The organism is Solihabitans fulvus (genome assembly GCF_008386585.1).
GTDB lineage: Bacteria > Actinomycetota > Actinomycetes > Mycobacteriales > Pseudonocardiaceae > Solihabitans > Solihabitans fulvus.
The window spans coordinates 100,107-124,161 of record NZ_VUOB01000075.1 but is presented as its reverse complement, the minus strand read 5'-3'; the positions used below and the strand labels follow the sequence as shown (position 1 = coordinate 124,161).

General features: G+C 70.3%; 22 protein-coding genes. 9 read left to right on the top strand and 13 right to left on the bottom strand.

The genetic code is table 11. The features are described 5' to 3' along the window. The first annotated feature begins 6 nt into the window (after positions 1-6). Genes F0L68_RS35990 through F0L68_RS35980 form a run of 3 tightly spaced genes read left to right on the top strand, consistent with a single transcriptional unit; the run spans position 7 to position 2,653 of the window. Entirely contained in the window at positions 7-1,050 is a 1,044-nt protein-coding gene (locus F0L68_RS35990; protein WP_149854368.1) for a proline racemase family protein, read from the top strand. Then, positions 1,047-1,982, top strand: a complete 936-nt coding sequence (locus F0L68_RS35985) for an ornithine cyclodeaminase family protein (protein ID WP_149854367.1) — start codon at positions 1,047-1,049, stop codon at positions 1,980-1,982. The genes F0L68_RS35990 and F0L68_RS35985 overlap by 4 nt, the downstream gene beginning before the upstream one ends. Next, the gene (locus F0L68_RS35980) at positions 1,979-2,653 is read left to right on the top strand and encodes a GntR family transcriptional regulator (RefSeq protein WP_223199437.1); all 675 of its coding nucleotides are present in this window, start codon (positions 1,979-1,981) and stop codon (positions 2,651-2,653) included. Before F0L68_RS35985 ends, F0L68_RS35980 begins: the two co-directional genes overlap by 4 nt. A gap of 43 nt (positions 2,654-2,696) precedes the next feature. Here the strand turns inward: F0L68_RS35980 and F0L68_RS35975 are convergent, their stop codons facing one another. After that, positions 2,697-3,857, bottom strand: a complete 1,161-nt coding sequence (locus F0L68_RS35975; protein WP_149854365.1) for an FAD-dependent oxidoreductase — start codon at positions 3,855-3,857, stop codon at positions 2,697-2,699. Positions 3,858-3,941: 84 nt separating this feature from the next. Here F0L68_RS35975 and F0L68_RS35970 point away from each other — a divergent pair, with 84 nt between their 5' ends. Continuing rightward, positions 3,942-4,598, top strand: coding sequence for a TetR/AcrR family transcriptional regulator (locus F0L68_RS35970; protein ID WP_149854364.1), 657 nt, complete (start codon positions 3,942-3,944; stop codon positions 4,596-4,598). 73 nt (positions 4,599-4,671) lie between these two features. Here F0L68_RS35970 and F0L68_RS35965 read toward each other — a convergent pair whose 3' ends face one another. After that, positions 4,672-5,370: a helix-turn-helix transcriptional regulator gene (locus F0L68_RS35965; RefSeq protein ID WP_223199436.1), complete on the bottom strand. Its 699-nt coding sequence runs from the start codon at positions 5,368-5,370 to the stop codon at positions 4,672-4,674. 44 nt (positions 5,371-5,414) lie between these two features. On the opposite strand from F0L68_RS35965, the gene F0L68_RS35960 reads away from it, so the two are divergent. Continuing rightward, positions 5,415-6,173 (top strand): SDR family NAD(P)-dependent oxidoreductase, encoded by a 759-nt coding sequence (locus F0L68_RS35960; RefSeq protein WP_149854362.1) that lies wholly within the window; start codon positions 5,415-5,417, stop codon positions 6,171-6,173. Positions 6,174-6,229: 56 nt separating this feature from the next. Here the strand turns inward: F0L68_RS35960 and F0L68_RS35955 are convergent, their stop codons facing one another. Next, complete coding sequence (locus F0L68_RS35955; protein WP_149854361.1) at positions 6,230-6,694, bottom strand: VOC family protein; 465 nt, start codon at positions 6,692-6,694, stop codon at positions 6,230-6,232. 114 nt (positions 6,695-6,808) lie between these two features. On the opposite strand from F0L68_RS35955, the gene F0L68_RS35950 reads away from it, so the two are divergent. After that, entirely contained in the window at positions 6,809-7,804 is a 996-nt protein-coding gene (locus F0L68_RS35950; protein WP_149854360.1) for a helix-turn-helix transcriptional regulator, read from the top strand. Positions 7,805-7,811: 7 nt separating this feature from the next. On the opposite strand, the gene F0L68_RS35945 is transcribed toward F0L68_RS35950, so the two are convergent. From F0L68_RS35945 to F0L68_RS35915, 7 genes are all read right to left on the bottom strand, one after another. Then, complete coding sequence (locus F0L68_RS35945) at positions 7,812-8,618, bottom strand: hypothetical protein (protein WP_223199435.1); 807 nt, start codon at positions 8,616-8,618, stop codon at positions 7,812-7,814. 341 nt (positions 8,619-8,959) lie between these two features. Then, positions 8,960-9,448, bottom strand: coding sequence for a DUF4279 domain-containing protein (locus tag F0L68_RS35940; protein ID WP_149854359.1), 489 nt, complete (start codon positions 9,446-9,448; stop codon positions 8,960-8,962). Between the two features lie 235 nt (positions 9,449-9,683). After that, positions 9,684-11,840, bottom strand: a complete 2,157-nt coding sequence (locus F0L68_RS35935; RefSeq protein WP_149854358.1) for an MMPL family transporter — start codon at positions 11,838-11,840, stop codon at positions 9,684-9,686. 144 nt (positions 11,841-11,984) lie between these two features. Further along, the gene (locus F0L68_RS35930; protein WP_149854357.1) at positions 11,985-12,809 is read right to left on the bottom strand and encodes an ABC transporter permease; all 825 of its coding nucleotides are present in this window, start codon (positions 12,807-12,809) and stop codon (positions 11,985-11,987) included. Then, positions 12,806-13,765 carry an ATP-binding cassette domain-containing protein gene (locus F0L68_RS35925; RefSeq protein WP_149854356.1) on the bottom strand — a complete coding sequence of 320 codons (960 nt, stop codon included), beginning with the start codon at positions 13,763-13,765 and terminating at the stop codon, positions 12,806-12,808. The genes F0L68_RS35930 and F0L68_RS35925 overlap by 4 nt, the downstream gene beginning before the upstream one ends. 29 nt (positions 13,766-13,794) lie before the next feature. After that, on the bottom strand, positions 13,795-14,640 hold the full coding sequence (locus F0L68_RS35920) for a DUF4097 family beta strand repeat-containing protein (protein ID WP_149854355.1): 846 nt from the start codon (positions 14,638-14,640) through the stop codon (positions 13,795-13,797). A gap of 75 nt (positions 14,641-14,715) precedes the next feature. Continuing rightward, the gene (locus tag F0L68_RS35915; RefSeq protein ID WP_149854354.1) at positions 14,716-15,690 is read right to left on the bottom strand and encodes an epoxide hydrolase family protein; all 975 of its coding nucleotides are present in this window, start codon (positions 15,688-15,690) and stop codon (positions 14,716-14,718) included. A gap of 87 nt (positions 15,691-15,777) precedes the next feature. Between F0L68_RS35915 and F0L68_RS35910 the strand changes: the two genes are divergently transcribed. Beyond that, positions 15,778-18,624, top strand: a complete 2,847-nt coding sequence (locus F0L68_RS35910) for a helix-turn-helix transcriptional regulator (protein WP_149854353.1) — start codon at positions 15,778-15,780, stop codon at positions 18,622-18,624. A gap of 42 nt (positions 18,625-18,666) precedes the next feature. On the opposite strand, the gene F0L68_RS35905 is transcribed toward F0L68_RS35910, so the two are convergent. Then, entirely contained in the window at positions 18,667-20,982 is a 2,316-nt protein-coding gene (locus F0L68_RS35905; RefSeq protein ID WP_188317015.1) for a tetratricopeptide repeat protein, read from the bottom strand. Between the two features lie 313 nt (positions 20,983-21,295). On the opposite strand from F0L68_RS35905, the gene F0L68_RS35900 reads away from it, so the two are divergent. Continuing rightward, a complete protein-coding gene (locus F0L68_RS35900; RefSeq protein ID WP_149854351.1) occupies positions 21,296-21,733 on the top strand; it encodes a hypothetical protein in 438 nt (145 codons plus the stop codon). Between the two features lie 98 nt (positions 21,734-21,831). On the opposite strand, the gene F0L68_RS35895 is transcribed toward F0L68_RS35900, so the two are convergent. Further along, entirely contained in the window at positions 21,832-22,194 is a 363-nt protein-coding gene (locus tag F0L68_RS35895) for a nuclear transport factor 2 family protein (RefSeq protein ID WP_149854350.1), read from the bottom strand. Between the two features lie 176 nt (positions 22,195-22,370). Between F0L68_RS35895 and F0L68_RS35890 the strand changes: the two genes are divergently transcribed. Continuing rightward, positions 22,371-22,772 carry a hypothetical protein gene (locus F0L68_RS35890; protein WP_149854349.1) on the top strand — a complete coding sequence of 134 codons (402 nt, stop codon included), beginning with the start codon at positions 22,371-22,373 and terminating at the stop codon, positions 22,770-22,772. Positions 22,773-22,846: 74 nt separating this feature from the next. On the opposite strand, the gene F0L68_RS35885 is transcribed toward F0L68_RS35890, so the two are convergent. Continuing rightward, on the bottom strand, positions 22,847-23,995 hold the full coding sequence (locus tag F0L68_RS35885; protein ID WP_149854348.1) for a DUF8189 domain-containing protein: 1,149 nt from the start codon (positions 23,993-23,995) through the stop codon (positions 22,847-22,849). Positions 23,996-24,055: the final 60 nt, after the last annotated feature.

Genomic DNA, 24,055 nt, shown 5'->3' with positions numbered 1-24,055 from the left:
CCGCCGATGGCGAGCGACAAGCCGATCGAGACGATCGACTGGCACACCGGCGGTGAGCCGTTCCGGATCGTGCCGGACAGCCCGGCGGCGGTGACCGGCGACGGGCTCACCGTCGCCGAACGCCGCGTCATCGCGGCGGCGAGCGACGAGGTGCAGTGGGTCCGGGCGCTGTTGTGCGGCGAGCCACGCGGTCACGCGGACATGTACGGCGGATTCCTGGTGCCACCGAACGACTCCGGCGCTGCGCTGGGCGTTCTGTTCTGGCACAAGGACGGGTTCTCGACGGCGTGCGGGCACGGCACGATCGCGCTGGGTGCGTGGGCCGTGGCGTCGGGTCTGGTGCCGGCGCCCGCCGACGGCGTGACGGACGTCGTCGTCGACGTGCCCTCCGGACGCGTCACGGCGAGCGTGCGCACGAGCGGGGGCCTGGTCGAGGACGTGACGTTCACCAACGTCGCCAGCCATGTCCACGAACGCGGCGTCGAGGTCGAGACCTCGCGCGGGACGGTCACGGTCGACATCGCCTTCGGCGGCGCGATGTACGCCGTGCTGCCGGCTCAGGCCGTCGATCTGCGGGTCCGTCCTGAGGACGTCACCGAACTCATCGCGATCGGCCGGGAGATCCGCAACGCCCTCAACGACGCGGGTGTCGCCGAGCACCCGGACGATCCTCGCCTGTCCGGCATCTACGGGACGATCCTCACCGAGGAGACCAGCCCGCCGGAGTCGCGGGCCGACGGGAGCCGGCAGCTGCGCCAGCGCAACCTCGCCGTGTTCGCCGACGGTGAGGTCGACCGGTCGCCGTGCGGCTCGGGAACATCGGCCAGGGTCGCGCTCCTGGCCGACAGCGGCGAACTGCGCCCTGGTGACGAACTCCTGAACGAGTCCGTGGTCGGCTCGGTGTTCCGCGCCTGGATCGCGGAGCAGACCACGGCGCACGGGAGGGCCGCGGTCATCCCGGCCATGACGGGCACCGCCTACGCGGTCGGAACCTCCCGGTTCACCGTCGATCCCCGCGACACGCTGCTCCCAGGGTTCGTGCTGCGATGAGCGTTCTCCTCGACTCCGAGGATGTCTTCGCGCTCGGTCCCGTCGCCGCGGTCGCCGCGGTCCGGGACGCCCTGGCCGGCGGGCTCGACCCGGACGGCGACGTGCCAAGAACCATAGTGCCGCTTGGCAACGGCCAGGGGCTGGTCATGCTCTCGGAGGGGGCGGGCTGGTTCGGGGTGAAGGTCGCGACGGTCGCGCCGGGCAACCCCGCGCGGGGGCTGGCGCGGATCAACGCGACCTATCTCCTGCACGACGCGGAGACCCTGCGTCCGGTCGCGATCCTCGACGGCGTCGCGCTGACGACGCTGCGCACGCCCGCGGTCTCGGTCGCGGCCTGCCTTGACCCGCTTCGCGCGCTCGCGGCCAGGAGCGGCGACGGGCTGCGGATCGTCGTCTTCGGTGTTGGCCCGCAGGGCGAGGGGCACGCGCGCACGATCCGGGCCCATGTGCCGGTCGCCGAGGTCACCGCCGTGACGCGTCGCGGCGGTGACCTCCCGGTCTGGGCCGACAGCCACCTGGCGGCGGGCGACCCGGCGCTCGCCGACCGCGTCCGCGCCGCGGACGTGATCGTCGCAGCGACCTCGGCCCGCGAGCCGGTCGTGGACGGGAACCTCGTCCGCGAGGACGCCATCGCGATCGCGGTCGGCTCCCACGAGCCGTCGGTGCGCGAACTCGACGCCGCGCTCCTGGGACGCGCGACGGTTGTCGTCGAGAGCCGGGAGGTCGCGCTGAGAGAGGCCGGGGACGTCATCCTCGCGGTGACCGAAGGCGCGCTCGATCCCGGCAGTCTCGTGACCATGGCCGACCTGATCGGTGGCGCAGGTCAAGCGATTCGCGACGGCAGCCCGGTCGTCGTCAAGACATCGGGGATGGCGTGGGAGGACCTCGTGGTCGCCGTCGCGGCGTACCGGCAGTGGAGCGAGCGAGCGTGATCGGCCTGCCCAGCGTCCGGCAGCGGGAGAGCCTGCGGGACCAGGTGACCGAGGCATTGCGGTCGTTTCTGGTGACGGGTCAGCTGAAACCGGGGCAGATCTACTCGGCTCCGGTGCTCGCGTCCGAGTTGGGCGTGTCGGCGACCCCGGTGCGCGAGGCGATGCTCGACCTCGTGCGCGAGGGGCTCGTCGAGACCGTCAGGAACAGGGGGTTCCGGGTCACGCAGGTGAGCGACGGCGAACTGGACGCGATGGCCGAACTGCGCGGCCTCATCGAGATCCCGACGATGGCGGCGGTCGCGCGGCACTGCGTCGGCGCGATCGCCGAGGCGGCCGAGGCGCTGCGGCCGCTCGCCGAGGAGATGGTCGAGGCCGCGGCGGCGAAGGACCTCGGCCGCTTCATCACCCTCGACACGGACTACCACCTGTCGTTCCTCGCGCTCCACGGCAACCGCCACATCGTCGACGTCATCCGCACCCTGCGCGGCAGGACCCGGCTGTACGGGCTGCGGCTGCTCGCCGAACGCGGCACCCTCACCCAGCACGCGACCGAGCACCTGGAGATCCTTGGCGCGGCGCTGGACCGCGATCCCGAAGCCATGACCAGAATCATGACAGTCCACATTGGACACGTGCGCAGACTCTGGGCCGGGCGGGCCGAGGACGGCTGATGCCGACCCGCCTCTCACACCCCTGACCGAGGGACTCCGCCGATCAGGCGCACTGCCCCTTCGCGGTGTGGTGCGGCTTTTCCCTGTCACCGTTGAAGAGTCTGGCAAGGGCGTGCGGCGCGTCGTGGCCGAAGACGAGTTCGACAGTCTCGTGTGCTGCTGTTGCTTCGGCGTGGCTGCGCGGGAACATGACCGCCTCATACGCGGCGAGGGCCGCGTCGGTGTCGTGTCGGTGTGCGGCGATGGCGTGGGCGAGTTCGGCACCGTCGAGCATGGCCAGGTTGGCGCCTTCGCCGCCGGGGACAGTGACGTGGGCAGCGTCCCCGAGGAGGGTCACGCCGGGAACTCGGGCCCACCGGTGCTGGTCTGGGAGCTGGTAGATGCTGCGCAGCACTGGCGCGGTGTCACTGTGGGCGATGAGGGCGGTGAGCTCCGGCGCCCAGCCGTCGAACTCCGCGGCGATGACGGCGCGGGTGGCGTCGGCGTCGGCGAAGTCGACGGCATCGAACCACTCGACGGGCCGGGACATGCAGACGTAGGTGTGGATGACGGCGTCAGCCTCGCGGTGCGCGAGGAAACCCCCGCCGGGTTCGAGGGCGTAGAGCGCGCCGTTGCCGACGATCGCGGCGCTGGCTCGATGACGGTGGTCGACGTCGTGCAGATAGGTGTCGATGTAGCTCATCCCCGTATACGTCGGAGTGTGCTCGGAGACCAGTGATCGGACCTTGGACCAGGTGCCGTCCGCGCCGACCAGCAGCTCGGTCGTGACGGTCGAACCGTCGGCGAACACGAGCTCGTGCTGTCCGTTGCCGACCGCGGTCGCGGTGACGAGCTTCTTGCCCCACCGCACTGTTCCCCTGGGCAGCGAGTCGAGCAGGACGCGGCGGATGTCGCCGCGCAGCGCTTCGGGCTTGGTCATCGAGCCGTCGTCGGGGACGTCACCGAGAACGACCGCGTGCCGGTCACACACCCGTTGTGCGGCACCGCCCCGGTGCAGGATCGACCGGTACTCCTCGTCCAGGTCGGCGAGGTGGAGGGCGAGCTGCCCGTTGTGCTCGTGCAGGTCGAGTTGGCCACCCTGGGTGCGGGCGTGCGCCGAGGCGTCGGCGTCGTAGACGGTGACGGGAACGCCGCGCAGGTGCAGCACGCGGGCCAGCGTCAGGCCGCCCAGTCCGGCGCCGATGACGGTAACGGGTGTGGTCATGAAAGCCCCTCCACGTCAGATTGGACCATCGGTCCAACGCGAGTTGGATTGTGGACCAGCGGTCCATTCGTGTCAAGATGAGCCATGACCGTCACTTCTGCGCGCGCCCCGAGACGGCGCGACGCGCTGTCGCGGCAGCGGATAGTCGAGGCTGCGATCGAGCTCCTGGACGCGGACGGTGAGTCGGGTCTGACCGTCCGGGCCCTGACCAGCCGCCTCTCGACAGGTCGAGGTGCGATCTACCACCACGTCGCGGGTGTGGACGACCTGCTCGCCGCGGCCGCCGACGATGTCATCCGCGCGGCAACCGAGCGCACCGCCGACGGCACCGACCCGACCACGGCAATCCGGGACCTCTCGCTCGCGATATTCGACGCCCTCGACGCCCACCCGTGGGTCGGCACCCAACTCGCCCGCGAACCCCTCCAGCCGGCGGTCCTGCGGATCTGGAAAAGCATTGCCGTGCAACTACAAGGCCTCGGCATCGACGGCTCAGCTCGATCAGACGCCGGAGCCGCCCTGGCGAGTTACATCTTCGGATCGGCCGCCCAGTTCGCCGCCGGGGCACGTCGCTCGTCCGACGAGGCCAAGCGACAGAACTACCTCGACGCGCTGGCATCCGCATGGACCGAACGAGACGACGACCAGGTCGTCCGCGACGCGGCGTCGCACCTGCGCGATCACGACGATCGCAAGCAGTTCATGGCCGGAATTGACATCTTCCTCAAGGGAATCACCTGAAAGCGACCTGACCGGACGCCGTCACCCGCAAGATCTGTCCAAAAAGGACAGTGACTTTTGGTGAGCGTGGCGGTCAGCTGACGGTCTCCCACGCCGCGAGCAGCGGGAGGTTCCGTGCGGTGGGCGAGTCTGGTTCGACGGTGTAGACGACCAGCCGCTGTTCGGGGTCGTGCGGCTTCTCGACCGACTCGATCCCGAACTCCAGCGGCCCGGCCACCGGGTGCGCGATCCGCTTGCCCACCGACGTGCGGTCGGTGACGCCAAGGTCATCCCACCAGCGCGCCACATCCGGATCGGCGGCGCGCAGCTCGGTGACCAGCGCGACCAAGCGTCGGTCACCGGGGTGCCGGCCGACCTCGTAGCGCATCGCACCGACGGCCGCGGCGGCGAAATCGGCCCAGTTCACGATCCGCTCCCGCGCGAGGGGGTCGAGGAAAAGCCAGCGCAGAAAAGACGATTCGGGCTCCATCGGTGCACCAAGCACGGCGGTGAGGAGCGCGTTGCGCGCCAGGATCACGCCACGGCGGCCGAGCAGCAGCACCGGCACGTCGAGGCTGTCCATCACCCGCAGCAGACCGGGGTCCGCCCGCTGCGGCGCGCTGTCGTCGCGCGGCCCGCGACGGACAGGCGCGGCGAGGTAACGCAGGTGCTCGCGTTCGATGTCGTCCAGGCCCAGCGCTCGCGACAGCCCTTCCACGACGTCCTCGCTGATCGTCGGCTGCCGGCCCTGCTCGATGCGGCTGTAGTGGTCCGGGCTAAGAGCTCCTAACACAATGACTGTTCGGCCCCCGCTACGGACCGGCGTTGCCTGGGGATATGCAGACACTCACCGGCCGCACGGCCCTCGTCACCGGATCCACCAGCGGCATCGGCGCCGCCACCGCGCACCGCCTCGCCGCCGAAGGCGCGCGGGTCGTCGTCACTGGCCGCGACACCGCGCGCGGCGACGCCGTGGTGCAGGAGATCCACGACAACGGCGGCGACGCCATGTTCATCGCCTCCGACCTCGCCGCCGTCCCGGACGCCTTGCGCGCCTTCGCCAGGGACACAACCGATGCCGCTGGCGCCACCATCGACCTGTTGGTACACAATGCCGCGGTCTGTCCCGCCGTGGACACGCTCGGACTGTCCGATGTGGACCTTGAGCAGACGCTCGCGGTCAACATCCGCGCGCCGCACGTCCTCACCGCCGCGCTGGCGCCCGCGATGACCGAGCAGGGGCATGGCGCGATCGTCGTGGTCGGCTCGTGGATGGCGGAGGTCGGCCACGCGTTCGTCGGCCTCTACTCCGCGTCGAAGGCCGCCGAAGCGCAGCTCGCCCGCAGTTGGGCTGCGGAGTTCGGGCCGCGCGGCGTGCGCGTCAACACCGTCGCGCCGGGCGCCACGCGCACCCCGATCAACGACGGCTCCGACGACGTCATCCGCCGCATGACCGAAAACCTGCCCGCCGGGCGCGCAGGCACGCCGGACGACATCGCGGCTACGGTCGCGTGGCTGGCATCGGACCAGGCAGCGTACGTGCACGGCACGACGATCGCGGTCGACGGCGGCATCACCGCGACCCGCGCGGGCTGAGAAACCGTTGCCCGCCCGGGTCTTCAGCGGCTGATGACCGGGTGTGACCCGCAGAACTAGTTGGTGTGCCTGGACTCCACGTCGACGATCCAGGTAACGCCGAAGCGGTCGGCGAGCATCCCGAAGGCGGGCGCCCACTGGGCGGGGCCGAACGCCTCGATCACGGTCGCGCCCTTGGCGAGGCCCTCCCACACCGGGGTGACCTCGTCGATGCTCGCACCGCGAACGGACAGGAAGAACGGCTCCTTGGTGATCGTGGTGCCGTTGTCCCGACGCGTGGTGGGCGCGCCAGGGGCGGTCGGCGTGTGCTCGCCGGGCACGTCGTAGGCCATGACCCGGAAGCCGCTGTCGGCGACGACCTGGCCGAACACGACGTGGGCGGCGCCGGGCAGCTCGGCGGGCATCCCGAAGTCGGCGTAGGTGGCGACGGTGAGCTGCCCGCCGAACACCGACTGGTAGAACTCCAGGGCTTCGCGGGCCTGGCCGTGGAAGTTCAGGTGGGCGACAGCGTTGAGCGACATGGTGTTTCGGTCCTTCGCGAGTGGTTCCTGGTGCCGGAGGCTTCCGGCGACAAGAACGACGATGTCAGCAGTACCGGTCAGAGAACGTCCGCTATTGGTGGCAGGGTGAGAACCATGCCGATTGCCTCCTCGACGACGACCTCCAGCCGGCTGCTGTCGCTGTTGTCCATGCTGCAAGCCCGCCGGGACTGGCCAGGCGGCCTGCTCGCCGAGCGGCTGGGCGTCAGCGAGCGGACCGTGCGCCGCGACGTCGACCGGCTGCGCGAGCTGGGCTATCCCGTCCAGGCGGTCAAGGGCCCCGACGGCGGCTACCGGCTCGAAGCCGGCAGCCAGCTACCGCCACTGCTGTTCGACGAGGAACAGGCGGTCGCGCTGGCCGTGGCGCTGCGGATCGCCGTCGGGACGGGCGCGGGCATCGAGGAGGCAGCCTTGCGAGCCCTGACCACGGTGCGGCAGGTGCTGCCGTCGCGGTTGCGGCAGCGCGTCGACGCCCTCGAGATCAGCGCGGCCCGGCACGGCACCGAGCCCCAGGTCGACGCCGCCATCCTGCTCACGCTGAGCGCCGCGGTCCGAGCGGGCGAGGAGCTGCGGTTCGACTACCGTCCGCCGGGACAACCCGAGGACGCCGAGCTGCCCCCGCCCCGCCGGGTGCAGCCCCACCATCTCGTGGTGCGGGCCGGGCGCTGGTACGTCGTCGGCTGGGACCCCGACCGCGGCGACTGGCGGGCCTTCCGCGCCGACCGGATGACACCGCGGGTCCCGACCGGACCGCGGTTCGCGGCCCGGGACGTGCCGGGCGGCGACGTAGCCGCGTTCTTGTCGGCCCGGTTCAAGGGTGCCGAGAGCGCGGACGCCTGGCCCTGCCGCGGTGAGGTGATCCTCGACCTGCCCGCAGCGGAGGTGGCCCCGTTCGCCGGCGACGGCGTCGTCGAGGAACTCGGCGCCGGCCGGACCAGGCTGACGACGGGGTCCTGGTCCTGGGCCGCCCTCGCGGCGGCGTTGGCCCGCTTCGACACCGAGATCGAGGTGATCGGGCCGCCGGAGCTGCGAGTGGCGTTCGCGGAACTGTCCCGTCGCGCCGGCCGCGCCGCGAGCAAAGGTAGGCCGTAGGCGTAGGTCAGGTCACCTGGTCGTGTGGTGATGCGGCGCCGGCACGGCGGAAGCGCTCGCGGGCCTCATGCTCCGACAGCGAGGTGATGGGCTGCCCGACCGCGTGCTGGAACTTGGCGTCGTAGGCCCTGGTCCAGACGCCCGCCGCCCACGCCCGTTGGAGTTCGCCGGCGCTGAACTCCCGGCCACGCGCCTGGCAGTACGCGACGAGGAACCGCTCGGTGTCCTCGACGCTGGCCAGCTCGTCCGCGCTGACGGTCGAATACAGCGCGGCAGCAAAGCCAACCAGGACCTCTTCGCTCTCAACGGTCACGCTGTCCCAGTCGTGCACCACCAGCAGCGCGTCCGCGCTCCAGCGCAGGTTGCCGGCAAGCCAGTCGCAGTGGCCGAGCACGGCGTCGGACTTCCCGGCTCGCAACAGGTCACGGGCGCGGCGCCCGGCATCGTCGATCCACTCCGCGCCGGCCACCTCGTCAAGGTTGACATCGGGGTCTTCCTCCGAACACGGCCACAGTCCGTCCCCTGCGTGGTTCCAGGCCGCCCACGACGGTACCGGGGCGAGCGTGGACACCTCGGCCGGCCGGGGAGCCAGCCGGATCAGCCGCGCGAACGCCTCCGCGAAGGCCAGGGGCGCGTGCTCCGCGCTCGGGAGCGCGGCACCTCCGGGGACGTACGCCTCCGCGGTGGCGACGTCGCCGCCGAAAGGAGCGGCGCCGGTGAGCGGCTGGGGGCACGGATAGCCGGCCTGGAACATGCGGCGCTGCACGTCGACGCAGGCCGCGATCCGCGGCGAGTCCGGACGAACCTTGACCACGACCGCACGGTGGTCCGCCAACCGGAGCCCGATGACAGCGGACAGGTACCCGGATCTGAACAGCTCCTCCGCTGGCGGGCTGCCCAGATGCTCCAGGCACCACTGGGCAAGGCGGTCAGGATCGACGGCACGCGCGCGAGGTGACACCTGAGCATCCTGACATGCGATGGTGGCATCAAAATCCCTGGACGCTCGTCGACACGGGCGTGGATCTCGGGTGCAGATGGCGCGCTTGGTGTCGCTGTCCCGGCGGCGGGCCAGGTTCATCTCGGCCGCCTTGGATGGCGTTGCCGTCACGACATGCCCTCGATGGTGGTGAGAGAGTTCGCTCAGCTTGTTCTTTAGCCTGTGGCTGGGGATCCGTGGGCGGAGTTGCCGACGCCTTCGTCGCTGAGGTCGTACTCGTCGACGTCCAGTTCGCATCGAGCGGAGGACAGGAAGTCAAGTACAGGTAGCGGCAGGCTCCAGCCCAACGGGCGATGGGCATGCGGCATCGGCGGAAAGCCGTCGAGTAGAGCCTGGACTCCTTGCTGATGATGAAAGTAGCGCACGACCTGCATGACCGGGTCGACCTCGGATTCGGCGACGAGGTCGAACAGTCGGGTATGGACTGGGCTCAACCGGTCGACGAGGTGCTGGATCTGGTCGCCGACGCTCTCGGTGCTCTGCCGAACGATCTTCCACGCGTGACAGCGGGGCACCTGCTGTTCAGGCAGCTTGCTGCCCAGCACCATGACCTCGTCGGGCTGCAAGCCGAGTCGGTCGGTGATCTCTGCTGCCGACACGGTGGTGCACTTGAGGGCGAAGTAGCAATGCTGCAAGGTGTGCATGAGGGCATCCTGGGTTGACATGGGCGCAGAGCGCCAGTCGGATTCACTCCACGCGTCAAGCCCCGTTCTGAGCGTGATCCTTGATTTCGGGCGTGGTAGAGACATCTGACCTCGCCTCGGGACCCAACAGTCCGATCACGGTGCGGCAGTTGCTCAACCAGGCCTGACACCAAGGACTCCGGCACAGCATCGCGTGCCGGAGTCCTTGGCGCAGGCCTAACTCGTGCACCCGGGGCTACCGCGAACTGCCTACCAGGTGTCGATCCCGCTCGTCGCCCCTTGCCATGGCCCGCTTGCGGTCGCCGTGACCCGGCCACCACGCGGCCCTGCCGAACAGAGCGGTCAACGACGGCGTGAGGAACATGGCCATCACGAACGCCGACACCAGGATTCCGAACGACACCGAGAAACCGAGCTGCTTCATCAGTGACTGGTCGCTGAGCATCAGGGCCGCGAACGTACCGGCGAGGATGACCCCGGCCGCGGCGATGGCGGGACCGGTGAACCGGACGGCCCGCCGCGCCGCCTCGCGCGGCGAGTGTCCTTCCTGCGCCTCCTCACGGAGTCTGGCGACCATGAGGATGTTGTAGTCGGTGCCGATGGCGACCACGAACATGTACAGGATGATCGGCATGCTGAACATCAGGCCGGACTGGTGCTGGAGTTTCTGGAAGATCCAGACGGTCGCACCGAGCGTCGACACGAAGCCGAGCCCGACCGTGACCATCAGGTACCACGGCGCGACCAGGCTGCGCAGCAGCAGTCCGAGGATCAGCATGATCAGGACGGCGGCGATGGGGAACACGACCCGGTAGTCGCGTTCCGTGGCGGTCTCGATATCGGCGAGGATCGAGGATATGCCGCCGACCTGGGCAGTGGTGCCCGTCGGGGCCGCCGCGTGCGCGGCATCCCGCAGCGGACCGCCGGCGACCGCCATCGCCGCGCTGCTGGTCGGTTCGGACTTGAGCGGGACGGAGAAGTCCGCGACCGTATGGTCCCCGTTGAACTTCGGCGGCTGCGCCTGGCCGACGCCGTCGACCTCGCCGAGCGTGCCGCCGAAGGTCTTCAGCGCGGCATCGTCAAGAGGCTTTCCGGTGTCGCTGCGCAGGTACACGTGCGACGGCTGCTGAATGCCGGCCGGGAACCCGCTCTTGAGGTCCTCGGTCGCCTTGCTCGACTCGAACTGCGCTGGCAGCGACCCGAAGTCGAAGTTGGCCTTGAACGAGAACGCGCCGACGGCCAGCGCGATCATGACCACTCCGGAGATCACGGCGACCAGCACGGGGCGCTTCGCGACGACCGCGCCAGCCGAACCGGAGATCCGGGCCTTGGGCTCGCGCTTCCAGGTCTTGGACGGCCAGAACACCTTGGGGCCGATCAGGGACACCACCGCGGGCAGCAGGGTGAGGCCGGCGATCAGGGTGACTCCGACGGCGATGGCAAGGGCGGGACCCATCTGCCGGAACCCGCCCATGGAAGCCATGGTGAGGCACAGGAACGCGACGATGACGACCCCGGCCGCCGAGGTGATGGCCTCGCCGACCCGCTTCACCGCGGACACCATGGCCTGCTTGCGGTCCTCCCCCGCCCGCAGCCGTTCGCGATAGCGGAACAGCAGGAACAACAGGTAGTCGGTGCCGATGCCGTACAGGACGATCGGCAGCAGGACCGAGGTCGAGGCGTCGGACTTGAGGCCGAACAGCTTGCTCGCGTCGGCGATCAGGCCGTTGGCCACCGCGGTGGCCAGTGCGATGAGGAAGATCGGCAGCAGCGCGATGATCGGGCTGCGGAAGATGACCAGGAGCAGCACCAGGATGACCGCGACGGTGCCGAGGCCGATGAGCATGGCGCTGGAGTTCTGCGAGTCCTGGCTGTCCAGGCTCTGTGCCGCGTCGCCGCCGATGTGCAGCTGGAGGCCGGTGCCGGAGACCAGTGGTTTGGCGGCCTCGCGCAGATCCTTGACCGAGTCGGCGCTGTCCTTGTCGGGGCCCTTGTTGACGTTGCCGTCGATCGTGGCCTGACCGATCTGCACGAGTTTGTTCGGCGACACGGCTTTCGGGTCGGTGACGATCGACTCGATCTTGCCGATGTGCCTGTCGCTGAGGCTCTTGACGACCTCGCCGACCTTGGCCTGGTCGCTGTCGCTGAGCGTGGCGCCGTCGACCCTGGTGAACACCAGCATCGCCGAGGGCTTCGCGTTCTGCTCCCCGAAGGCCTTCGCCGCCGTCTCGGACGCTTGAATCGATTCGTAGTGCGTGGGCAGGAAGTCCTTCTGATCGCTGCTGGACTCCAGCTTGGGCGCCAGCGCGATGACCGCGACGGCGATGACCAGCCAGGCCCCGATCGTCCACCATGGGCGGTGCACAACCAGCCTGCCAATTCGTTCAAACATGTGCTGTCCCTCGTCGTTGCATGGTGTTCCGCGTGGCGGTTTGTTGTGACCACGATTGCCGGCGGGCCTGACATATGACCGCCACGGCCCTGACACCGACCACGCCCGAGGCGTGGTCGGCCAGAGCACTCGCGTTCGGGGTGGTTAGCGGGCGTACTCGCGGTTGAACAGCCTCTTGGACCAGAGGTATCCGCCGAGCGCGATGGCGACGCACCAGGTGAGCGCGAGCCACGCGTTGTCGCCGATCGGCTTGTCCATGAGCAGACCGCGCAGGGTCTCGATGATCGGCGTGAAGGGCTGGTACTCGGCGAACAGGCGCAGCGCGGTCGGCATAGAGTCAGTGGGCACGAACCCGCTGCCAAGGAAGGGCAGCAGCACCAACGGCATGGGCAGATTGCTCGCCGTCTCCACGCTCTTGCTCACCTGGCCGAGCGCGACGGCGAACCACACGAGCGCGAACGTCACGACCATCAAGAAGCCGGCCGTGGTCAGCCACGCGCCAAACCCCGCCTCGGGTCGGAAGCCGACCAGCAGCGCCACGCCGATCACCATCGTCAGGCCGATCACCGCCTGGATCATGCTGCCAAGCACGTGCCCGGTCAGCACCGAGACGCGGGCGATGTGCATGGTGCGGAACCGGGCGATGATGCCCTCGGTCATGTCCGTGGCGATCGAGATCGCGGTCCCCTGGACCGTGGCCGTCACGGTCATCAGGATGATCGCGGGCGCGACGTAGTTGACGTACACGGCACGCCCGCCCGACACCCCGCCGAGCCCGGCGCCCAGCGTGCCGCCGAACACGTAGACGAACAGCAGCAGGAAGACGATCGGCATCCCGACGAGAATCACGGTCATCGACGGATACCGCAGCATGTGCTTGAGGTTGCGGCGCAACATCGTCGCCGAGTCGCGCAGCGGGTGAAAGCGAAGGTTCGCCGGGGCCGGGGCGGCGAGGGTGTGGGAACTCATCGGGTGGTCACCTTCTCGTGCGTGGGGTTGCCAGTGAGGGCAAGGAAGACGTCGTCAAGGTCGGGGGTGTGCACGGACAGCTCGTCGACCTCGATGGCCCGGTCGTCGAGCCGGTCGATCAGGGTCTTCAGCGAGCGCATGCTGCCGTCGCTTGGCACCCGCAGGGCGAGCGCGTCGTTGTCGCGCGAGACCTCGCCGAGGGCGTGCACGGCCGTTTCGAGGACGCGCGGGTCGGCGAACCGCAGGCGGACGTGCCCGCCGGGAATGCGGCGCTTCAGCTCATCCGAGGTCCCCTCGGCGACCAGCCGGCCCTGGTCGAGGACCGCGATCCGGTCGGACAGCTCGTCGGCCTCCTCCAGGTACTGGGTGGTCAGGAAGATGGTGACGCCGCCGGCCACCAGGTCCCGGACGATCTGCCACATGCTCCGGCGGCTGCGCGGGTCCAGGCCAGTGGTCGGCTCGTCCAGGAAGATCACGCTCGGGCTGCCGACCAGGGTCATCGCGAGGTCGAGCCGCCGCCGCATGCCCCCGGAGTACGTCGAGACCGGCTTCCCGGCCGCCTCGACCAGGTCGAACTGTTCGAGCAGTTCGGCGGCGCGCCGCCGGCCCTCGCCTCGGGGCAGGTGGTGCAGATCCGCCATCAGGCGCAGGTTCTCGCTGCCGGTCAGCAGGTTGTCCACCGCGGAGAACTGGCCGGTGACGCCGATCGCGGCGCGCACCGCGTCGGGGTTGCCCGCGAGGTCATGGCCGGCGACCCTGGCGTCACCGGCGTCGGCGCCGATCAACGTGGACAGGATCTTGACCGTGGTGGTCTTCCCTGCGCCGTTCGCGCCGAGCAGCGAGAAGATCGTGCCCTGTTGGACGGTCAGGTCGACGCCGTCGAGCACGACGTGGTCGCCGTAGGACTTGCGCAACCCGGTCACCGCGATCGCCGGCTGAACTTGCTTGGTGGTCATGGCTTCTCTCTCGGAAGGTCGGAATCGGATCAGGAACGGCGGATCGTGATGCCGCCGAACGAGGTGTGCCCGTACACCTCGACGGTCTCGGCGGACTCGGTGGGCTGGGCGGCGCTGTCCAGCAGGTTGCGCACCTGCCCGAACCCGGTTTTCACATCGAGCGATGCGGCGATGCCCTCGGCGATGCCGATCTCCAGGTCGCCCTTCGCGGTCGTGAGCTCCACCGAGCCTCGGGCCACCTCGCCGAGGCGGATGCTGCCGTTGGACGTCTTCGCCTCGACACTCGCGGCGGCCCGCCCGACCGAGACGTCGCCGTTGGCCGCGCGCACCCGCACGTCGCCGGCGGCGGCGTCGATTGTGGTGTCGCCGTTGGGGTTGCGCACGGTCACGCGGCCCTCGACCTCGCCGAAGCGGACCTTCCCCGAGCCGGTGCGGATCTCGGCGTCGCCCGCGACGCGGTCCGCGGTGACGTGACCGGCCGCGGTGTCCACATGCAACGAACCGGTCTGCTCAAGCCGGAGATTTCCCGCGGAGGTCGTGAACCCGCACTCCCCCAGCCGGCCCGTGCCGTGGACGTCCCCCACCTGCATGTCGGCGGACACCCGCGAACCGCTGGGCAGTTCGATGGACACGTCGACCGACCTGGTCTTGCGGGAGAAGTCGAAAGCGCGCGCCTTCGGCCCCGTGACCTGGAGGACGCCGTTCGCGTAGTCGACGTGGACCCGTTGGGCGGCCTGCACATCCGACTCATCGGACTCGTCGCTCGGGCGCACGGCGACGGCGGTGTCGGTGCGGTCGCTCGCGGTGATCCGGACGTTGCCGACGCCGAGTTCGAGCGTGACGGAAATCGGTTCTGGGGTCGCGAAATCAGGCATGGCTGTCTCCTCGTGATGGGTGGGTGATGCGGTCCCGCCGGTCGGCGGGCGAGGTGTGCTGAAAGTGAGGTGCGGTCAGCGAAGTGGGCTGAAGAACTTCCGCACGTCGGCGACGAACCGGTCGGGGGCCCGCAGGGCGGCGAACTGATCGCCGTCGATCTCGCGGGGCATTCGCGCCCGTGTCGCGTGGTCGTGGAACCGGTCGTAGTGGGAGTTCGCGGACGAACTGGCGGTTCGAGTGAGCCAGTACAGCATCACGTTGGTCAGCAGCCGGTCGCGGCTGACGGCGGCATCCTTGAGCTGGTCGGCGATGCAGGCGAGCTGCCCGACGGGCGAGTCGGTGAGCCCGTAACCGACCGTCAACGGCCGGGTGTCCTGGATCCCCGTGGACGCGGACGGGGTCTCCTCGTCCTGCCGCGCCTGCGCCCGCGTGGCTTGCTCGGCCCCGATCAGCGCGGCCCGATCGGGCGCGGCCCGGCCCATCAGCGTGGCGATCAGCGCGCCAGCGCCACCGCCCCGAACCCCGTAACGGTCGTGGCCGAGTCGGTCCATCAGCTCCACGAACGCGGCCGCGACCCGGCCGTCGGTCCAGCCGATCTCGGTGACCGGCCCGGACAGGCCGTAGCCCGGGATCGAGGGGATCACCAGGTGGAAGGCGTCGGCCGGATCGCCCCCGTGGCCGCGCGGGTCGCTCAGCGGCCCGATGACGTCCAGGAACTCCACCACCGAGCCGGGCCAGCCGTGGATGAGCAGCAGCGGGACGGCGTCCGGCTCCGGCGAACGGACCTGGAGGAAGTGCACGTGCTGGCCGTCGATGGCGGTGCGGTACTGCGGGTGCTCGTTCAGCTCAGCCTCGTGCTTGCGCCAGCCGTAACTGGTGCGCCAGTACTCGACCAGGTCCATGAGGTAGGCCGGCGGCACCCCCCGCTCCCAGCCGGCCCCGGCCAGCTCGGGCGGCCAGCGCACCCGGTCCAGTCGGTCGTGCAGGTCGTCGAGGTCGGCCTGCGGGATGTGCACCCGGAAGGGCCGTACTTCGTCGCTGTCGTTCATGTAAATGATCGTGCTCGTAAAGACCTGTGGGGCACATCATGAGAACTCATTAGTCGTGGTCGGACCGGCGCAGGGCATGCTGTGCGGGTGAGCCGCGTGGTTGTGAGTCCCGTTTTCGTCGGGCGGGACGAGCAGTTGGCCGCGCTGACTGCGGCCTGCCACCAGTCGATCACCGAGGGCGCGACGGTCGCCCTGATCGCGGGCGAGGCCGGCATCGGCAAATCGCGCATGGTGGAGGAGTTCGGGCGACGACTGACGGATGCTCGCGCCATCACGGGGGAGTGTCTCGAACTTGGCGCGGACGGCCTGCCCTACGCGCCCTTCGTGGCCATCGTGCGCCGCCTGGTGCGCGAACTCGGCGCCGCGCGGGTGGCCGCGCTGACGCCCGACGACGGCCAAGCCCTCGCGGCGTGGCTGCCCGCCCTCGGGACGCCCGCGGACGGCGATGGCCTCGCGGGCAAGGGTCGCCTGTTCGAGGAAGTCCTCGCCCTGTTCGAGGGGCTGGCCGCCGAGCACCCCACCGTCGTGGTCGTCGAGGACCTGCACTGGGCCGACCCGGCAACCCGAGAGCTGTTCCTCTTCCTGGCCCGCAACCTCCAACGGCCCGGCATCATGATCGTCGGCACCTACCGCACCGAGGAGGCCGCCCCGCTGCGCCCCCTGCTGTCCGGGCTCGGCCGAGGCGCCAGGACGTATCGGCTGACCCTGGAGCGGTTCAGCCGCAGCGAGGTCGGCCGCCAGCTCTCCGCGATCCACGGCCGCGAGGCCGACCCTGCCACCGTGACCCGGATCCATCAGCGCAGCGACGGCATCCCGCTGTTCGTCGAGGCCCTCGACGGCGCCGGGGACGCCACTCCAGACAGCCTGCGTGACCTCCTGCTCAGCGGGCTGACCCAGCTACCCGACCGCTGCCGCTCGGTGCTGCGGGCCGCGTCGGCGATCGGCATCAAGGTGCCGCACGCCCTGCTGACCACCGCGATCGGGCTCGACGAGCTGGCCCTTGAGGAAGCGCTGCGGCCGCTCATCGAACGCGAGCTGCTCCTGGTCGCCGACGACGGGTACGCGTTCCGGCACGCGCTGATCCGCGGCGCGGTGTACGAGGGACTGCTGCCCGGCGAGCGGACCCGGCTGCACACCCGGTGCGCCGAGGCACTGCTTGCCGACGGGTCGCAGCCGGCCGAGCTGGCCGCGCACTGGTACGCCGCAGGCAACCCCGTCAAGGCCCTCGCCGCGGCGTGGGAGGCGGCCGCCGCGGCGGCACGGTCCTACGCCTACGCCGAGCAGCTCAGGATGCTCGAACGCGTACTCGAGTTGTGGCGCCCGGAATCCGGGCCACAGCTCGGAATCGACCACGCGACAGTCCTCGAACGCGCGGTGGACGCGTGCCTGCACGCCGGGGAGATCAAGCGCGGCATCGAACTGGTCAGCGCAGCCCTCGCCGAGCTCACCCCGGCCACGGCTCCCGAGCGGGCGGCCGCGTTGCTGGAGATCCGCGGCCGCCTGAAGCTCCGGACCAACACCGACGGGAACGACGACCTCCAGGCCGCCCTGCGGCTCCTGCCCGCCGACGAGCCGAACGTGATCAGGGGCCGGGTGCTGTCCATTCTGGCCAGCGTCCGGCTCATGTACGGCGACCTCGCGGCGGCCGGGCCGCTGGCCGAGGAGACCGTCCGGATCGGCCGGCTCACCGGCGACCGGCTCGTGCTGGCCAGGGGGCTGACGTCGGTCGCGTCCTACCGGGTGGCATCGGGCGACGAGCAACCGTGGGAGCCGCCGATCGCCGAGGCCGCCGAGCTCGCCGAGCAGGCCGGGGACATCGACCTGCTGATGACGATCACCATGAACCAGTGTCGCCTGCTCGCCGAGTTCGGCCAGCACGAGCAGTGCGCGACTGCGGCGCGGCACGCGATCGCGCTCGGCCAGCGCTTCGGTCTCGAGCGCAGCCGAGGGGCCATGCTCGCGACCCACCTCGCCGAGTCGCAGATCCTGTTGGGGCACTGGCGGGACGCACGCGACGTGCTCCTGCAGGCGCTGTCGGTGGACCCGCCCGTGGGCTACCGTGCGGCGCTGCTCCTGCTGCGCGGCCAACTCGACACCGTCGAGGGCGACGCGGAGGCCGCGGCGACGGCCCTCGCCGAAGTGGAGTCCATCGTCGTCGGCGGTCCCAGCCCCGACATGTTCCTGGCGATTCGCATCGCGAACGCGTGCCAGCTCGCGGCAGCCCAGGGCGACCTGGGCGGGTCCGTGCAGGTGCTGCGGCAGGCGCTGTCCTCCCATGACATGTCCACGCTGGAAGACCCCTGGCGTCTCCTGCCGGTCGGCGCGCGGATGCTGCGCGATGCCGGCGCCCGAAATCCCGACGTGGCCGACATTCGAGCCGAGGTGCGCGCCCTGGTTGAGCGGCTCCCGGCCCGGGGCCCGTACCTGGCCGCCCGCCAGGCCATGGCACTGGCCGAACTGGACGGCGGCGATCTGTCCACTTGGGACACTGTTGTGGCGCAATGGCGGACACTGACCCAGCCCTATGAGACAGCGCAGAGCCTCGCACGAGCGGCCGAGGCCGCTATCGTCGCCGGCGACCGTCCGGCCGCGCAGACACGCCTGCGGGAAGCCGCCGAGATCGCCGCCCGCCTAGGGGCGGTTCCGCTGGCACGTGAGATCGCCGCGTTGGGCAGCCGCGGCCGACTCGACCGTTCCGGTGCCGAGTCGACCGCCGTGCCGTCTGAGTCCTCGGAGTTCGGCCTGACGCCCCGCGAACGCGACGTACTGACCCTGATCGCGAAGGGGCTGAGCAACCGGCAGATCGCCCAGGAGCTGTTCATCTCTCCCAATACCGCCGGTGTCCACGTGTCGAGGATCCTGCCGAAACTCGGCGCCGCCAGCCGGACCGAGGCCGCCGCCATCGCCCACCGCGCCGGCCTCGATCTCCGCTGAGCGACTGAGGCACGACAACACACCGGGTGCGGGCGATTCCGTTCAGTCGGTGCCGCCGAGGCGCTTCCTGGTGTCGATGGAAAGCCGGTGTCCGATGTCCTCGAAGAAGGCCAGCGCGGTGGTCCAGGACTGGCGGGCCCGTGCCGTGTTCCCCGCGCGGTCCATCATGTCGCCGATGTTCAGGTACGCCGTGCCCCGATAGGGGATGTCCTGTAGTTCTTCGCTCAGGGCCAGGCTGCGTTCGAAGGCGTCCAGGGCCGCGTCGGGGTCGTGATCTCTGAGCGCGTCACCGAGGTTGTTCCACATGATCATCTCGGAGTGACGGTTGGTCGCGCGTTGATGGATCTCGATGGCTCGCCGATAGTTCTCGATGCCGTCGAGCAACCGACCGCTGCGGTGACAGGCGATCCCGATGTTGCCCCGGACGAATCCCTCGAGTCGGCCGTCGTCGCGGTCGCGGCAGATGGCCAACGCCCTGCCGAGCTCGGCCAGCGCCTGGTCGAACCGGTTCTGGTCGTTGAGCACGGTGGCCAGGTTGTTCAGCGCGGTCGCCTCGCGCGTGCTCGGGTCCGGCACGCGCCGCCTGCGGGCCAGCTCGATGACCTGGCGGTGGCAGGACTCGGCCTCGGCCAGCCTGCGAAGAGTCCGGTAGACCCGCCCCAGGCCGGTGAGTACTCGGTCCTGTCCCTGACCGTCGTCAGCGGCCCGGGCTGCGGCGAGCGCGGTCTCGTAGGTGGACACCCAGTCGTCAAGGTGGTGTCGGAGCAGGAAGTAACCCTGCTGGCTGACCGCCAGTTTCCAGGCGAGGGCCGGCAGTCGGTGGTCGGCGGCGGCGCGCACGGCGGCGGCCAGATTGGCGCGCTCGGCGTCGAACCAGGCCAGGGCTTCTTCCCGGGTGGCGAACGGCGGCGGGGGCGTGCCGGGGATGTCGGCGACGCTAACGGGTGTGATGGGCGTGCCCAGGGCCCGGGCGGCTCGGTCGGCGCCGAGCAGATACCAGGACGTCACCCGGGAGATCGCCGCTGCGGCGGTGTCGGCGGCCTGGTCGGCGGTCGCTTCCGCGGCGAAGGTCCGGAGCAGGTCGTGCAGCTCGTAGCGGCCTGCGGTCCGCTGCCGCACCAGGTGTTCGTCTTGCAGGTGTTCCAGGACGGTGTCGGCCTCGGCCAGGGAGATCCCGGCCAGCGCGGCGGTCGATGCGGCGGTGGCGTCAGGTCCGGGATGCACACCCAGCAGGGCGAACACGCGGCGGACGGGCAAAGACAGGCCGTCGTAGGACAACGCGAAGGCGCGGCGAAGGCCTCGACCGCCCGCGGCGGTGGCCTCAAGCCCGCCGGAGCGCAGCCGCTCGGCCAGGACGGCCAGGCTCCAGGCCGGCCTGGCCCGCAGCCGGGCCGCGGCCAGTGCGACGGCCAGCGGCAGGTGGCCGCACAGCTCCGCGATCTGCTCGGCCACCTCCGGTTCGGCCGCGACCCGGTCCGCGCCGACGATCCTGGCCAGCAGTGCCACGGCTTCGCCCTCGGCGAAAACGTCCAGCAGGTGCACGGACACGCCGTCCAGCCCGGTCAGGGTGCGTCGGCTCGTGATCAGCACCAGGCACGACGGACCGGACGGGATCAGGGCCCGGATCTGGTCCTCGTCGGCGGCGTTGTCCAGCAGCACCAACGCGTTCCTGCCGCTCAGACAGTAACGGAACATGGCGGCCCGCTCGTCGAGACCGTCGGGGATCTGTTGGGCGGGCACCTGGAGTTGGCGCAGGAACGCGTCCAGGACCGAGGACGGATCGACCGGCGGACGCTCGGGGTCGAAGCCACGAAGGTTCACATATAGCTGGACTTCCGCATACCGGCCCGAGCGCACCAGGGTGTGGGCGGCACGCACCGCGAGCTGTGTCTTGCCGACCCCGGCCATACCCTCGATCGCGGAGATCACCACGGTGGTGGCGTCGCAGGACGAGGGGGCTGTGGTCGTGGCGAGAAGCCGTGCCAGCTCGACGCCGCGACCGGTGAAGGTCGCCAGCTCAGCCGGCAACTGGTGGAACACCCCGACCGGGCCACCGGCCTTGACGTCGACGTGCACTCGGACGCACGCCTGCCGCCATCGGTCCACGGTCTGGTCGTCGAGCCCCAACGCTCGGACGATCGCGACCACCAGGTCGATGCTCAGCCGGCGTCGCCGCGGTTGGAAGGCTTCGCCGAGCGTGGACTGCGACAGGGCCTGGGGCGGCCGCATCAACGGCCCGACTTTCCTGGCCAGCGCCCGATAGGACGGGCCACCGGCCCAGGCGCGCAACTCGTTGAGCAGTCCGACGAACTCGGCCACATCAGCAGCCCTGCCCGGATCCGGGACGCCGCCGCTCACGCTCGCCCACCCCCTGGTTGCCGTCGCCGCGCTGTGGCGCCCCATCACCCGCGTGCGCACCGATGTCGCAACCGCCGTTCGGCCGTACCGATAGTGCGGTTTGCGCCGATCATGCAGAACGAGTGTAGATGACCGGATCTGACCGGAAAACTGTCATCCATCGGCGTCGCAGCGGGATCGTCGATCGACGGCGCACGACGAATCGTTCGAGGCTCACCGGCCCATCTCGGCGTTCGTGCGCAGGTCGATGTCGAGAGGTACATCCGCGGGACTGTCACGACCAAAGGTCAACGGTCCGAAGAGGGGACACGTCATGTCGACAATCCGAAGAATAGTGTTGGGGCTCTTCACTGTCATTGCGGCGTGCGGACTGTGGGCCGCGCCCGCCTCCGCGCAGCCGGCGGTGCACCATGCCGAGGTGGTCAGGCCTGCCGACTGGCAGGACACCTCCTGCGCGTACCCGGGGATTTTCCGGGACAACTCGCGCGTCATGCACGTCACCTGGCCCGGCGACTCCAACGTGGAATGTTTCGGCATCGCGCCCAACCGCACGATCTGGCATGCGTGGAACGGGAGCGGTGGTTGGGTCGAGATGCCGGGCGGCGGGCGCGCCGACGACACCTGGGACGCCTGGCAGGACACCAACGGGAACCGCACCGTCAAGATGCAGGTGAACGGAGCCGGCTTCTGGTGCAGCACCTATCCTGCCGGTGGCAACTGGGGCTCCTGGTACCACTGCTCAATTGACTGACGACTGATGCCCGGTCGCGCCGTGACGTGCCAGCCGGCACCTCACGGCGCGTTCCGGTACCGCGTCTCACGCACCTCGTCTGCGAGCGTGGTCACGGCTCAGGCGGCCGGAACCTTGTCGAGGAACCCGTAAACCTTGGTGAAGCGGTCGTTCTCGATCACGGCGACGTCGAACCCGATCACCAGGGGCTCGTCGCCGGGAACGCCCAGGTGCCAGGTGAAGCGCGCGGTGTTGTGGTGCGCGTCGACCGGGCCGCCCGAGGTGAACACCAGGCCCGCGAACTGGGCCTGGGCCCCGGCGATGACCTGGTCGATGACATCGCGGCCGTCGGCGTCCACCAGCGGGTCGGTGTAGCAGGCGTCCTCGGCGAACACCTCAGCCAACACCGCGGCACGCTCAGCCGCGTCGGTGGCGTTCCACGCGTCGAGGTAACGGGCGACGAGGTTCTCGGTGCTGCTCATGGTGATTCTCTCCCTGCTCGGTGCTGATCTCCTGTTGTGCAACAAGCTTCACCCAGCAGAGGTCATCGCGTCGATTACCTCGCAGGTAAGGGCGAGAGTGATCGCTGCCACGGTTCGAGCGCAGCCGAAAATCACCGGCGCCGACCGTGGCTCGACAGGTAACTTGGCCCGGTCGGGTGGTCAGCATCGAGGGGTGTTCCGTGGCGCGCAGGAGTCCTCAGCAGAAGAAGGCACTCAGCTATGCCAAGGACCGCCGCAACGACTACGGCGAGAACGACAAGAGTTCCCGCAAGAACATCCGGCGGAACAAGCGGACACCCAACCGCGCGGACCGGCATCGCGAGCACCAGGTCCTGGTGGGCGCGACCGGTCCCGTCGCCATTGATGTAGCTGAGCAGGTGGAGACCACGCTGCGGGCGAAGAAGTCTGTTCGGCTGGCTGCGCCGTGGCGGAAGTGGCGCGACGCCCCGCTGGCTGACGTTGTCGCCTACAAGCTGCGTCGCCGGGCCAACCTCGGGATGAATGACCCTGCCGATGCCGAAACACGCATCGAACGCATCCGGCGTCGCCTCGGATAGACCGTGCGAGCGGCATCGGTCCAGACGCTCACCGTGGTGTCCGCGCCCCTGAGGTTGGGGCGCGGACACCACGCTCAGGCCAGGCCGCCGGGCGCCGGCGGCACGCTGGTGCCGGTCCAGCCCGGCCGGTCGGGCAGCGCCACCCCGAAGGCACCGTGCAGCTGGCCGTCCGCCCCGTGCACGTAGAGGGTCACGTTGTTGTCGGGCGATCCCGGCACGACGAGGTCGCCGCTGTAGTCGATGTCTCCCCTGCCCTCGTAGTAGGTGTCGAAGGCCCCGTGCGGCATCGCCTGCCACGCCCCCATGAGGCGGCCGTCGCGCAGCGCCAGCACTCCCACCGAGCCGTCGGCGCGGCGCACGGCGGCCGGGGTGCCGCTGACCGTCACCGCGTCGCGCACCGGCGTCGGGGCCGACCAGCCGCCGCCGGGCACGGTCTGTCCCACTGTGACGAGGATGTCGCCGGAACCCCGCAGGAACACCGACATCGTGCCGTCGCCGTTGAGGATCGACGCGGTTCCGGCGTCCGGCGCGAAGCCGGTGCCGAGGTCGGCCACGTTGCTCAGCGGCGCACCGGCCGCGTCCTGCCAGACGGTGAGCAGGTGGCCGTCGGGCCGCGCGGCGAACAGACTGACCACGCCCGCGCCGTCGACCACCGCCGACGGCGTGCCCACGATGCCGACGCCGCCAGCCACCAACGCCGGCGCCGACCAGCCCCCGTCGGGCACGGACTGCCGGGTCGTCCACAGGTTGCCGTCCGCGCCGCGCAGGAACACGGCCATCGTGCCGTCGGCGGCGGCCACCGGCAGCGGGTCGCCGGCGAACCCGCTGCCGAGGTCGCCGCTGTGATCGAACGGGCCGTCGGCGGACTCCTGCCAGTCGGTGATCAGGTGTCCGGCGGGGTTCAGCGCGAACACGCTCACCAGCCCACCAGCCCCGACCACGGCCGACGGCTGACCGCTGATCTGCTGGTGCAGGCCGGTCCACGCGCCCCACTCGCCGAGCGGCCCCGTCGGCCGGAACCCGACCGTCAGCAGTTCTCCCGCCGTGGAGCGGGCGAACAGCTGTAGGCCCCCGCCCGGCAGGGTCACCGCCTTCGCGCCGACCCGTCCCACCGCCGAACCGATGTCGGCCAGCGCGGCCGGGGCCGTGGCCACGGCCGCCGCGACTGCCAGTGCGGCGATGGCGGCCCGGCCAAGGCGGCCGGTGTGCATGTGTGCGGTCATCTCGCTCCCCCGTTGTTCCGGCGCGGCGTCGACGCGCGCCCGGATTCCCACCTACCGAGC